A 12886-nucleotide genomic window follows, 5' to 3' on the forward strand; every position below is an offset into this window, starting at 1 on the left:
GAAATTCCTACAGGTCGAGCTTCCCCTGGCCGGAGAGCAGCGGCATCCGGGGCCGCCCGCCGCGTCAGGCGCCACGGGCAGGCGGAAAGGTACGCCCGTGGGACCAGCCGGTGAAGCCTGTCCTGTGGAGGCCCGGGCGTCATTTTCGGCGGTTCGGCCGAGGCCCGGGGGCGCTTCGCCGCCGCGCTGCACGCTGACCGGGAGCGCGCAGCGCAGCGCCTCGGCGCCAGCTCAGCCAGGGCTCTCCGTCACGAGCTCCGGGACGACAGGCGTCGCCCCCGGCTGCTCGCCGCTGTCGCTCCCACCGCCGCCTCCGCCATCACCGCGCCCGTCCCCCTCGCCTCCCTTCGGCGCCTCCTTCCTCGACGACCGGGCCGAGTTGGGCCTGCCCACCGCGAACAACGACGGGAACCGCTCCTGGGTGCGCGAGCTCTTCCGCCACAGCCACAGCGCTGCCGCCCGCACCTCCTCGTAGCGCAGGCAGAGCAACGTCCAGACCCGCACGTACCGGTCGAAGGCCTGCCGGGCCCTCGGCGTCATCGCCGTCGAGAGCTTCTGGATCATCGCCCCGGCCAGCTCCCGCGCGCGCGCCGCGTCGTCAGCCCGGTAGTGCTTCGCGTCCGCCTTCACGACGTCGGCGCGCAGCTCGTAGATCCGCGCGTAGCCGAGCAGATCGTTCGCGAGGTCGCGGTGCCCGGTGCCCGGCCGCAGCCGATCGAGCTCCGGCTTGATCGCAGGGTCGTCCGCGAGCTGGTACTCGCACAGCGCCTGCATGCGCGCCTCGACCTCCAGCCCCTCGGTGACCAGCGCGATCGGCAGCCGCGCCTCCGTCTCGAGCGCGCCGGCGGCCCGGGCCTCCGCGAGCGCGTGCAGCACGGCGAAACACGCGAGCTCCAGCTCGTCGACGTGCGTGACGTCGAACTCCTCCCGGGGCAGCCGCGCGAAGCGCGCGCGCACGTCGGGCGAGGACACGAACCCGACGACGCCGAGGGCGGCGTACGTGGCCGCCTCGACATCGATCCTCACAGTGATGAGCTCGGCCTCGGCGAGGCGGTCGAGCTCCGGGGCGAGCGCCTCGAGCGCCTTCTTACCAGCCGCGGGGTCGTAAATGGGCGGAGCGTACGATGGCTCTCCAGAGGCGGCAGCGGTCGCGGAGCGCTTCTTCGACTTCGTCACAGCAGGCATATCTCTCCTCCTGAAATCTCCTCGAAAGGGAGGCAGTTGGTTGCGTTCGACCCGAGCCGTCGCCGCGCCGCGCAGGCAGCGCGAGCGAACGATGGACCAAGGCCACCGGGACCGAGCGCGTCGCGCGAAGGGGATCCGTCGCCCGGCGTCCTTCCGTCCCGTCGAGGAGATCAATCGGGAGCGCGACCCCGATCGGGTCACGACAATCGACCTGGGTCGGTCGATTTCTTTGCGGCTCCGTCGGGCACGGGCCCTGCCTGCGCGAAGTTTCACCAACACGAGAAAAAGAGACCCGCAGGACTCTCGACAGCCTCCGCCCAGAGGTTCATCTCTCCCGGGAGCCTCTCGACAGCCTCCGCCCAGAGGTTCATCTCTCCCGGGAGCCTCTCGACAGCCTCCGCCCAGAGGTTCATCTCTCCCGGGAGCCTCTCCGGGGGCGCGACGCGACCCAGCCTGGCTCCCTGCCGCGCATCGCCGCGCCGGGGACGCGGAGCGAAGGCTCCCGTGCGGCGGGCTCGCCCGTCACCTCGGGTGCTCCTCGAAGAAATCGAGCAGCCGTTCGCTCGCGTGGAACGTCTCGCTCTTCGGCCCGAACACCGGCGGCAGATCTCCTCCGCCGGGCCACGTGTGCCCGCCCCCCTCGACCGCGCAGTGCTCGACCTCGACCTCGTCAGCGCAGATCGACCACGCCCTGCAGGTGGTATCGCCATGCGCATAGGTGCGGTGCGAGACATCGGCGCAGCCGTCGCGATCGCGCCAGATGGCGAGGCTCTGGGCCACGGAGATGAACTCGAGGCTCCCCGGCACCGGAACCGGGACCTGCCCCAGGCCTCCGCCGTAGGGAATGACGGAGTCCGCGGTCCCGTGCACATGCAGGACGGAGATGGGGCGCACCGGCTCGCAGGTCTCCGGCGGCATGTGCAGGACGCCGGCGATCGGGGCGATCGCCGCGATCCTGTCCGCGAGCTCGCAGCCGAGGCGGTGCGCCATGAGCGCGCCACCGGACATGCCGGTCACGAAGATGCGGCTCGGGTCGACGCTGTGCTCCGCGGAGATCGCGTCGATCAGATCTCGTGTGAAGGCCACGTCGTCGACGCCTTCCTCCCACGCCTGGCCGCAGCACCGGCCTGCATTCCAGCTCCCGCCGATACCCGCGGGATAGGCGACCAGGAGCTTTCGTTCGTCCGCGAGCGCGCTGAGGCCGGAGAGCGCCGCTTCGCGCTCGGGCGTGCCATTGAAGTGATGAAAGTCGAGCACGAGCGGGGCGCGCTTCTTCTTGTTCTGAAGAGAGCTCGGAACGTGCAGGAGGGCCGCGCGATCGCGGCCCCCGCTCGCCACGTGGATCCAGATGTCTCCAGCCGGGCTCGGCTCGCGGCTGCTGCCCGGCTCGCCTGCCACGGCGCGCTCCGCGGCCGTCCCCAGGGGCTCCGGCGATCCGCAGCCAGCGAGGACGGCGGCGACGATCATCAAGGAAGATCCTTTCCTGCACTCGATGGGATCCATTCACCTACCTCCGGCAAGAGAGCGGGATGAAACGCGCCGGGAGCCCCGGACGCACGCCTCTCGGCGAAGCCAGCGCGGTGCCCCGCTGCGGGGCGTCTCGGGTCGCCGGGCGCGCGGAGGGCGATCCAGGGACGGGTCAGGGGCTCTTGAAGAGCTCGACCGCGGGGAGAGCATCGCCCATCGTGCCGGGCTCGTGGCCACGGGGCTTCGCGTCGCCCAGTCCGAGCTGGCCGAAATGGTTGCGCCCCCAGCACTTGACGTGTCCGTCGGTCAGCAGCGCGCAAGTGTGATATGCGCCAGCGGTGATGGCCGCCGCCGTCGCTCCCTCCCCGAGGTCGACCGTCGGCAGCGCGTCGCCCATCTCGTCTGGATCGTCACCACGGCGATCAACGTGGCCCAGACCTAGCTGGCCGAAATCGTTGTCCCCCCAGCATTTGATGCGGCGGCTGGCGAGCAGCGCGCAGGTGTGAAGCCCGCCCGCGGCAAGCGCTGTGACGGCCTCGCCAACCTTCACCTCGCTGAGGTTGTCGCCCATTTGGCTCGTGGCTGTGCCGCGATAGATCCTGTCGCCCATACCGAGCTGACCATGTGCGTTGTGCCCCCAGCACTTGACGCTGCCACCGCTCATCCGCGCGCAGGCGTGATAGAGTCCCGCCGAAATCGCTAGCGTCGACTCACCCCCTAGATCAACGATACTAAGGCCATTGCCCATCTCGTCCGGATCGTCCCCACGGCCAACGGTATCACCGATCCCGAGCTGACCATCTACGTTATAACCCCAGCATTTGACGCTGCCACCGTTCATCCGTGCGCAGGTATGTCTCTCGCCCAAAGCGAACGAGAGGGCCACCTTGCCACCACCTAGGCTCACGGGGAGGCCGTTGGCCTCGCTCCGGTTTTCTCCATCACCGAGCCCGAGCTGCCCAAACGCATTCCAGCCCCAGCATCGGGTCACGTCGCCACTCACGAGCGCACAGGTGTGACCACCTCCCGCGGCGATCGCAGCCGCTACTCCGCCCAGATTCACCACCTCAAGGTTATCACCCATCTGGCTCGGATCGACACCGCGCAAGGTGATGTTCTCGCCGAGCCCGAGCGCGCCGAAGCGGCTGCCCCCCCAGCACTTGACTGCGCCGCTGGTCAGCCGCGCGCAGGTATGCGAGCCGCCCATGGCGAGCGATTCGACCCTTGCATCTGTGCCAAGGTCCGTTACCGGCAGCGCGCTGCCCATCTGGCCGTGCACATCGCCGCGGTTCACTGCATCGCCTATCCCGAGCTGGCCGCTGTTATTCCATCCCCAGCACTTGATTCGTCTGGTGTTCAATACGGCGCATGTATGGTATTGGCCTGCCTCAATCTGGACGACCCTCTCCCTTACGCAGCTCGCCGCGCACCCGTCGCCGTCGATGGTGCCGCCGTCGTCGCACTCCTCTCCCACTCCCGCGGACACCCATCCGTCGCCGCAAGCGCAGTCCTCGCCGTTCTCGTTCGTTTCGCCGTCGCAATCCTCGTCACCGCTGCCGCTGTCGCAGACCTCGGCCTGCGGCGTCACCTCGCCGTCGCAGCTTCCCACGGGCCTCCCCTGGTCATCACACCGCTGGAGCCCCGCTCGGCAGACCCCGACGCCCTCCGTCCCATCAGGTCCGTTGTAACAAGGCACCGAGGCGCTCAGAGTGTGCACGGGCGCCGTCCCGTCGCACCCATCGATCGTGCAGATATCCCGGTCGTCTGGCACATCCGCGGGCAGCGGCACCTGCTTGGCAGAGCCCGCGCCGTCGCACACGAGCTGCGCGCAATCTCCGGCTGTCTGCTCGGGCAGCGGCTTGCCCTCGACGGCGTCCTCGAAGACGCAAACGCCCTCCTGGCACGCCACGGCGGTGCGACATGCCGGCTCGCCGGCCTTGCAGTCGGCGACCGTGAGACATCCCTCATCACCCCGACGGATATCAGCCACCTGATTGCAGTTCACCGCCGCGACGAGCACCACGGTCGCGCCCGGCATCCCTCCTCGCGTCGCTCCCATCACCACCCCCCCTTAACGGCCACGCCGCCTGGACGCAGCGCGATCTCGGCGCGCCACTGGGCTCCGCTGGGTTGTGCGCGCTCGTCGCGCTGCACGTGCAACGGCGCCGTCACGAACAGCACCACGCCTCCCGCCGCCAAGAGCCCGCCCGCGACCAGCGCCACCGTCGATCCGTTTCCGAGGCCCACCGCCTGCTGGCGCAGCTCGAGCCCTGCCAGGTCACAGCGGTCCTGCGCGCTGCAATGGCCGTCGTTGCTCTCCTGGTTTCTCGCGATCGCCATCGCTCCGAGCACCGCCCCCGCGGCGAGGCCTGCACCGCCAAGCCCCATCGCGGCGATCGCCGCCGGGCGCTGCCACGGCCGTTCTGAAGCCGGCGCAGCGAGCCTCAGGGGTTCAAGCGGCGCTATGGGCACGGCGACCCGTTCCCCGTCCGCCGCGATCTCGATCTGCTGCGTCCTGGTCTTGTATCCTCTCCCGCTGACGACCATTTCATGCCGGCCGACGTCGAGCGGCAGCGGCACGGACCACTGCGCCTCGCGGACAGGCAACCCATCGCGCGAGATCGTCAGCCCGGGGATGGACCGGACGGACGCGGGGACCTCGATCGTCAGCGTCGCCAGCTTCGGCTTCAGCGCGGCTGCCTTGATGGCGGCCTTCATCTGGCGGTCAAGGTCCCCGACCTTGGTTGCCGCCCCCTCGACCAACACATACTGGGACCAGGCGCTCGCGAGCTTGCCCCAGCCTTCGTAACATGCGCCGAGCGTGAGCTTCGCGCCGAGCGCGTCGGGCGCTAGGCGGACCACCTCCTCGATCCGACGACACGCGCGCTCGTAGCGCATCTCATCCATCTCGGAGGTCGCCTGTTCGTAGAGCGCCTGTACGGTGGCTTCCTTCTGGGGAGCGGCCGGCTGCGCCCGCGCCGCGACGGGCGCGAGCAGGCACAGAGAAAGGACGAACGCGCGTGGCCATCGCACGCGGCACGCAAGGCGGGTCATGAGCTGCTCTCCTGGGTTGTGTCAGCGCAGAGGTTCGTGCGTCGGTGTTGGCCGGGCGCGGCTTGCTTCCAGGGCTTGAGGCTTCTCCGGGACGGGGATGCTAGGTTTACCTGCAACTGGCCCCGAGCTCGTCGGCTTCAGCCTTGGAAGGCTCGCGGCGGCGCCCTTGGGACGCTCTTTAGCGGTGGATGACCCAGCAGATGACGGCGTTCCGGTCGTCGCCACCGGCGGCAGAAATAATGACGGTGCCGCGAGTTCCCCGGGTCGTGACGGCGCGACCTCGCTGGCCTTCGAAGCCAACGGCGGCTCGCCAGTCAGCGGCACATCGTCTGGCAAGCTCGTCGGCGCGGCGGCTGGCGCTTCGACACCGTCCGGCGCGGCGCGCAGAGCGAGCCACAAACCACAGGCCACGAGCGCGCCCACGCCCAGCGCCGCGCCCGCGAGGACACGCGCCCGATGCCTGGCCGTCGGCCGGCTGCGCACACCTGTATGGCCCCAGGCGGAGCCCGTTGCGACGAGCGCCGGCGGCGCGCTCGCTGGGACGGTCTGCGGCGGGCTCGCCGGCCTGGCGGCAGCCGGCGGGCTCGCCGGCGGCACGAGCGCGGGCTGCGATGCGACGTCCGGCCGCGAGACAAGGCCTCTCTGCGCCCCGCCGGGGAGCGCGGCCAGCGCGGAAGAGAGCTCCTCGATGCGCTGGTATCGAAGCTCGGGCTTCTTCTGGAGACAGCGCGCGATGATGGCGTCGAGCTCCGCGGGCAGGCCAGGGCGAAGCCGGCTCGGCGGAGCGGCATCCTCCTGGAGCACGCGGCCGACGAGCTCGGGCAACGTGTCCGCCCGGAAAGGTAGCGTGCCCGTGACCAGCTCGTACAGAGACACCCCCATCGCCCAAATGTCGCTCCGCGCGTCGACCTCCTTCGTGCGCACCATCTGCTCTGGGGACATGCAGAGTGGCGAGCCGAGCAAGGCGCCGGTCGCCGTGAGCTCCATGTTGTCCGAGGCAATCTGCTTCGAGACGCCGAAATCGAGGACCTTCACGCACGGTGAGCCGTCGGGCCGATGGGTGAGGAACAGGTTGGCCGGCTTGATGTCACGGTGGACGATGCCGAGCGCGTGCGCCTCGGCCAGCGCCTTCGAGGCATGGATCGCGTAGGTGGCGGCCTCCTCGACAGGCAGCGGGCCGCGCGCCTGCACGATCTGCTTCAGATCCGCGCCCGAAAGGAGCTCGAGCACCATGAACAGCTCGCCGGTCGGCAGCTCCCCGATATCGTGGACACGCACCGCGTGCTCGCCCCTGACGCGAACCGCCGCGCGCGCCTCACGGAGGAATCGCTCCTTCGCGTGCGCGTCTCGAAGCGTCTGGGGCAGCAGGAGCTTGATCGCGCGGAGCTCGTCGAGATCGACGTGGCGTGCCGCCACGACGACCCCCATTCCCCCCTTCCCGAGGACGCCCTCCACACGGTATTTGCCGAGCAGCAGGGCCCCCGGACAAATCAGCGCTTCCATGACGCTCAAGCGCGCTCCCCCCTCGGACTGCGAGCGACGAATACGCCGCAGCACAACGCGACGGCACTACGTTATCAGGGCAAGGGCAGATGTCCAGTCATGCCCCCTTTCTCAAATTGAGTGTTCCGAGAACGAATGTCCGCATCCGTCTTCCCCAGAAACGCTCGACTCCTGCGCCGGCCTGGACGAAGCCGCGCCACAGCCGCTCTGGGCGAGATGGCTCATGGCCTTTCGGTGCCGGCGTCGACACTCTCATCCTCCGCCCCGCGCGCCTCCCGACGCCACGCTGCGGGGCTCCAACGACAACCGCACGCGGCCGCGACGCCGCGTAGAAGCGTTCGCTCGAGGTGCGCGCGAGCTCGATCCGACGCCGGCGGAGCCGGCAGCCCCTCGCCCCCTCCGGCAGCCGCCGCCCTACAGCGTGAGCACCAGCTTGCCCACGGTGCTGCCCGACTCGATCGCCCGGTGCGCCTCGCCGGCTCTCTCCAGCGGGAACGTCTTCACGGGCGGCGCCGAGAGGCGCCCCTCCTCCACCCAGCCGATGAGCCGATCCATGGCCTCGCGCAGGATCTCCGTCCTGTGGAAGAGATACGAGAGGTTGAAGGCCAGCACGCTCTTGTTGTCGTTGCAGAGATCGAGCGGGTTGAAGCGCGGCATCCGGAGGAAGTCGACAGCGAGCTTCGGGTAGCTCGGGCGCCCGCCCTGCCGCGGAAGCATCGTGTGGAATCCGTACACGACGAGCTTGCCGGCCGAGGCCACGTGCCGGTAGCTCTGCCGCAGCGTCTCGACCCCGTTCGCGTCGAGCACCACGTCGTAGCCCTCGGGCGCGAGCCGCTCCGCCGCCGCCCAGAGCGGCTCGCTGCTCTTGTCGATCACCGCGTCAGCGCCGAGACGCCTCGCCGTCTCGACCTTGTGCGCCGCGCCCACCACGCCGACCACCCGACAGCCGGCGATCTTGCCGAGCTGCACGAGCGCGCTGCCCACGCCGCCGGCGGCCGAGTGCACAAGCAAAGACATGCCCGGGCGCAGCCGCACCAGCTCGAAGAGCGCGTAGTACGCCGTCATGAACACCGCCGGGAAGCCGGCCGCCTCCTCCGGCGTGAGCCGCGCCGGCAGCGGGAAGACCTGGTGGCGCGGGACCGCGACGCGCGAGGCGTAACCGCCGAAGCGCGTCACGCCGAAGACGGGCGCCCCGGGCGCGAAATCATCGGAGACGCCCTCGCCGAGCGCGGCGACGGTGCCGGCAAACTCGAAGCCGGGCGTGATCGGCCAGCCGACGTACTTCTTCGCCGACTCGTAAAGGCCCATGCGGACGACGCAGTCGGCGTAGTTGACGCCAGCCGCCCGCACGTCGACGAGCACCTCGCCGGGCGCGGGGGTCGGATCGGGGTGCTCCTCGACGCGGAGCTTGTCGTGGCTGCCGGGGGCGTGGACGACGATCTTGCGCATGCGGACCTGCTTGACGGATGTGGCCTTGCCACGGGTCGGACACCGCGGAGGCGGCGACGGCGGTTGTACACCGATCGGAGCGGGAAGGCCGCTGCGAAGCGGCGGGCTCCTGCTCTCGCGGGTTCTGCTCGACGAAGAAAGGGCACCTGGCTCGCATGTCCCACGGCGAGAGGCGGCACGCGTCGACCGCTCCACACCTGCCCGGCGCGGCGTGGCCTGGCGCTCCGCGTGGACCAGGGTACCTACCATCCACGGCGGAGTGCCTCCTCGATCGAGCGCCGGAAGACGTTCGCCTTTCCGCAGAGCGGACAGTGCATCAGAGTGATCGCAGCACATCTCCTGTGCAGCAGGCGGCGCTTGTTGCGTCCACGAGCAATTGTTGAGATAGTGCGCCGCATCACAATGGAGAAGCTTTGCGTGAGAGCGCGGCATGCTGCTCTGCTGGTGGTGGATTTAGTTCATGCAGCGGGCCTGGGTTGCGCCAGCCTGGAGGTCGACTCAGGCGCCGGGAGCGAACAGCGCGCGGCGGAGGCCACGGGAGCGATGTCGGAGCCCCGGCCGCCACGGCCCAGACGGCCTGCGCGGACCGATGCCGCGCCGCCCGGGTTACGCGCCGCGCACATTGCGGCAGTCCAGGCCGGGGCGCCGGCGGCGTATCACGTGACGCCGGAGGCAAGCGGCAGGCTGCGGGCCCACAACCCGATGCAACGGTTCGGTGTAGAGCTCACGGCAAAAGGCGTGCGGCTGGAGCACGAGGACTGGAGCTTCTCTCTCTCGACCGCGCGCTACGGGTGCGCGGGCGCGCTGCGTCCGGTCGACCCCGCCGAACCCAGAGGCGAGAAGAACCGCGTGGAGTACCGCCGCGATGGGGCCGCGGGGGTGGGCTTGGTGGAGTGGTACGTGAACGGTCCGCTCGGCCTCGAACAGGGGTTTACGCTGCCTGCGGCGCCGGACTGCCGCGACGGAACGCAGCCGGACGAGGTGGTGATCGAGCTGTCGGTAGCCGGCGCGGTGCCAGCACAGCCGGTGGATGGGGGCGGCGCGGTGGAGTTGCGCGAGCCAGGAGGGGCGCGGATCGCGCGCTACGGAGAATTGTTCGTGCATGATGCGGCGGGGCAGCAACTGCCGGCGCGGCTGGAGGTGGCGGAGCAGATCCTGACGATCCGCATCCAGGATGCAGAGGCGGTGTACCCGGTCGTGATCGATCCGCTGGTCGCAATGCAGCAGGGGAAACTATATGCCAGCGATACGACAACTGGCAATCAACACTTCGGCAACTCGGTCGCGGTCTCGGGTGATACGGCCATCGTGGGGGCGTTTTTCGATGGCGAATATGGGGGCTCCGCATACATCTTCGTTCGCTCCGGTTCCACTTGGACTCAGCAGCAGAAATTACTTCCCACCGGCATATCCGACTACTTCGGCTGGGCAGTTGACATCGATGGGGATACCGCAGTTGTTGGGGCTCCGTATGAGGCTACCGATGTGGGCGCCGCTTACATCTTCGTCCGCTCGGGATCTACTTGGTCCCATCAGCAGCAACTTCTTCCTAGAAATCGGACGGAAGCTCGGTCCTTAGGCTACTCGGTTGCGATCTCGGATGACACCGTCGTTGTGGGCGCACATTACGGCGACAGCGATGGCACCGACCTGAATGCGGCGTACGTATTCGTTCGCTCTGGCTCCACCTGGACCCAGCAGCAAGAGCTAATTCGCAGCGATGGAACGGTGGCAAACGGCTTCGGGTATGCAGTCGCAGTCTCAGGACATACGGCTATTGTTGGAACACCTTACGACGACGACAACGGCACGGACTCGGGCTCGGCCTATGTTTTTGTTCGCTCCGGTTCTACGTGGGCTCAGCAGCAAAAGCTGCTTCCTCGCGACGGCGCACCATTGGACAACTACGGCAGATCAATTGCGATCTCGGGAGACACCGCTGTCATCGGAATGCCATTCGATGACGACAATGGAACGGAATCGGGTTCCGCGTACATCTTCGTTCGATCCGTTGGGACCTGGACCCAGCAGCAGAAGATCCTGCCTGAAGATGGGAAGGCAGCGGACCGATTCGGTGAGGCTGTTGCGGTCGCTCAGGACATGGTGGTGGTGGGAGCGCGGCGGAGCGATAGTATTAATGAAGTATCATCGGGAGCGGCTTATGTCTTTAGGCGTAGTGGCACTGACTGGATGCAGCAGCAGAAATTAGCGCCTGCAGATGGAATTGATGAGCAAGGTTTTGGCGCCTCTGTAGCGATGGAAGAGCGTACCGTGATCGTGGGTAGCCCCAATGACTATTCCGGCGCATCAAAGCGTGGCTCGGCCTACCCATATATCATCAAGAACCAACTCGGGGACCCATGTCTCGCAGCATCCCAGTGCGCCAGCGGCTACTGTGTCGATGGTGTCTGCTGCAATACTGCATGCGAGAAGCAGTGTAGCGCTTGTGCGGCAGTGAACGGGGCGTCGTCTGATGGAGCCTGTACGCTCATCAGCGGAGGCCCATGCGATGACGAGGACGCCTGTACGCAAACCGACACCTGCCAGGCGGGTGCTTGCATCGGCTCGACCCCTGTCGCCTGCGCTCCGCCCAACGCCTGCCACGAACCTGGCATCTGCGAGCCTGCTACCGGCGAATGCGCCTATCCAGCCAAGCCCGCCGGTAGCCCCTGCGGCGGCGCGGCCGCATGTAGCGGCGCCCTGCTGGAACTACCTGACCGGTGCGACGGCTTTGGCGCCTGCACAGATGGCGGTTCTCAGAGCTGCGGCGTCTTCCTGTGCGCGGAGGCTACCTGCCCCACGACGTGCGCCAGCGACGCTGCGTGCGTCACGGAGGCGTACTGCGCGGCCGGCACGTGCTCGCCGAAGAAGCCGCTCGGTGCCCCATGCACCGCGGCTAACGAGTGCCTGAACGCCCAGTGCATCGGCGCCATCTGTTCCCTCGATACCGACGGCGACGGCGTGCCCGACCCGATCGACAACTGCCCGACGGTCCCGAACCCCGCCCAGGCCGACGCGAACGCGGACGGCCGCGGGGACGCCTGCGACTGCGCGAGCCCTCCCAGGCCTGACGGCGACGCTTGCGATGATGGGAACGCCTGCACACAGACGGACACCTGTCGGTCAGGCGCCTGCGTCGGCTCGAACCCTGTCGTGTGCGCGCCGCCCAGCGCCTGCCACGAGCCTGGGATCTGCCAGCCTGCTACCGGCCAGTGCGCCTATCCTTTCAAGCCTGCCGGTGTCCTCTGCGGCCCGTCAGCTTGTAGCGGCGCCATGCTGGAGCTACCCGATCAGTGCGACGGCCGCGGCACCTGCACGGATGGCGGTTCCCAGAGCTGCGGCCTCTTCCTATGCGCGGAGGCCACCTGCCCCACGACGTGCGCCGACGATGCCGCGTGCGTGCCCGAGGCGTACTGCGCCTCCGGCACCTGCTCGCCGAAGAAGCCGCTCGGTGCCGCGTGCACGGCGGCCAACGAGTGCCTGAGCGCCCAGTGCCTCGGTGGCGTCTGCACCCTCGACACCGACGGCGACGGCGTGCCCGACCCGACCGACAACTGCCCAACGCTCCCGAACCCCGCCCAGGCCGATGCGAACGGGGACGGTCGCGGGGACGCCTGCGACTGCGCGAGCCCCCCAAGGCCCGACGGCGCCGCCTGTGATGATGGCGACCTCTGCACCCGGGGCGACACCTGCCAGGACGGTGTCTGCCTCAGCGGCGCCGCCGTCACCTGCCTCGACGTGGCGGTGTGCGTCGCCGGGTGGTGCAACCCTCGCACGGGGGCCTGCGCACCCGTCCCGAAGCTCGAACGTACCCCCTGCGTCGTTGGGGACCAGCGCGGGGAGTGCTTTGCCGGCACCTGCCTAATCGACCAGATCCCTGGCAACGGCTCCGGGGGCGAGGACAGCAGTTCCAACGCGGGAACCGGCGGCGAGGGCGCGAACGATGGTTCCACGGGCGTCAGCAGCAGCATCGGCGGAGGCACCGGAGGCGGCGAAGCGAGCGGCCAGGACGCTGGCGGTGCGCCTGGCATGAGCCCTGAGCCTCGCGATCACCTTCGAGTGCACGGCAACGGCTGCGCCATGGGCGGCGCCCCGTCGGGAGGCAGCGGCGAGGTCGGCGTGTTGCTGGGGCTGCTGCTCGCCGCACGCCGACGTCTTGTCAAGACTGTGCGTTCGTCCTCTCCGCTATCACGGCGCTGAGCTATGGCCCGCGAAGGTACCCTCCGAG

8 protein-coding genes are annotated in these 12886 nt (G+C 68.8%); 1 reads left to right on the forward strand and 7 read right to left on the reverse strand.

The features are described from left to right. Positions 1–231: 231 nt before the first annotated feature. From WMF44_RS26950 to WMF44_RS26980, 7 genes are all read right to left on the reverse strand, one after another. Positions 232–1185 carry a hypothetical protein gene (locus WMF44_RS26950; protein WP_437292903.1) on the reverse strand — a complete coding sequence of 318 codons (954 nt, stop codon included), beginning with the start codon at positions 1183–1185 and terminating at the stop codon, positions 232–234. Between the two features lie 269 nt (positions 1186–1454). Next, on the reverse strand, positions 1455–1598 hold the full coding sequence (locus WMF44_RS26955) for a hypothetical protein (RefSeq protein WP_437292904.1): 144 nt from the start codon (positions 1596–1598) through the stop codon (positions 1455–1457). A 109-nt stretch (positions 1599–1707) separates the two neighbouring features. Continuing rightward, entirely contained in the window at positions 1708–2652 is a 945-nt protein-coding gene (locus tag WMF44_RS26960; protein WP_437292905.1) for an extracellular catalytic domain type 1 short-chain-length polyhydroxyalkanoate depolymerase, read from the reverse strand. A 172-nt stretch (positions 2653–2824) separates the two neighbouring features. After that, the gene (locus WMF44_RS26965) at positions 2825–4690 is read right to left on the reverse strand and encodes an RCC1 domain-containing protein (protein WP_437292906.1); all 1866 of its coding nucleotides are present in this window, start codon (positions 4688–4690) and stop codon (positions 2825–2827) included. A gap of 20 nt (positions 4691–4710) precedes the next feature. Beyond that, the gene (locus tag WMF44_RS26970; RefSeq protein ID WP_437292907.1) at positions 4711–5706 is read right to left on the reverse strand and encodes a hypothetical protein; all 996 of its coding nucleotides are present in this window, start codon (positions 5704–5706) and stop codon (positions 4711–4713) included. Positions 5707–5727: 21 nt separating this feature from the next. Continuing rightward, positions 5728–7209 (reverse strand): protein kinase domain-containing protein, encoded by a 1482-nt coding sequence (locus WMF44_RS26975; RefSeq protein ID WP_437301615.1) that lies wholly within the window; start codon positions 7207–7209, stop codon positions 5728–5730. Between the two features lie 414 nt (positions 7210–7623). After that, entirely contained in the window at positions 7624–8658 is a 1035-nt protein-coding gene (locus WMF44_RS26980; protein ID WP_437292908.1) for a synaptic vesicle VAT-1 family membrane protein, read from the reverse strand. Between the two features lie 660 nt (positions 8659–9318). On the opposite strand from WMF44_RS26980, the gene WMF44_RS26985 reads away from it, so the two are divergent. Next, complete coding sequence (locus WMF44_RS26985) at positions 9319–12858, forward strand: thrombospondin type 3 repeat-containing protein (protein ID WP_437292909.1); 3540 nt, start codon at positions 9319–9321, stop codon at positions 12856–12858. Positions 12859–12886: the final 28 nt, after the last annotated feature.

Source organism: Sorangium sp. So ce426, assembly GCF_051475585.1.
Lineage (GTDB): Bacteria > Myxococcota_A > Polyangia > Polyangiales > Polyangiaceae > Sorangium > Sorangium cellulosum_B.

Coding starts and splice junctions, on each gene's coding strand:
- WMF44_RS26965 (WP_437292906.1), bottom strand. CDS start 4,690: ATGCCGGGCGCGACCGTGGTGCTCGTCGCGGCGGTGAACTGCAATCAG.
- WMF44_RS26960 (WP_437292905.1), bottom strand. CDS start 2,652: ATGATCGTCGCCGCCGTCCTCGCTGGCTGCGGATCGCCGGAGCCCCTG.
- WMF44_RS26950 (WP_437292903.1), bottom strand. CDS start 1,185: ATGCCTGCTGTGACGAAGTCGAAGAAGCGCTCCGCGACCGCTGCCGCC.
- WMF44_RS26955 (WP_437292904.1), bottom strand. CDS start 1,598: ATGAACCTCTGGGCGGAGGCTGTCGAGAGGCTCCCGGGAGAGATGAAC.
- WMF44_RS26970 (WP_437292907.1), bottom strand. CDS start 5,706: ATGACCCGCCTTGCGTGCCGCGTGCGATGGCCACGCGCGTTCGTCCTT.
- WMF44_RS26975 (WP_437301615.1), bottom strand. CDS start 7,209: ATGGAAGCGCTGATTTGTCCGGGGGCCCTGCTGCTCGGCAAATACCGT.
- WMF44_RS26980 (WP_437292908.1), bottom strand. CDS start 8,658: ATGCGCAAGATCGTCGTCCACGCCCCCGGCAGCCACGACAAGCTCCGC.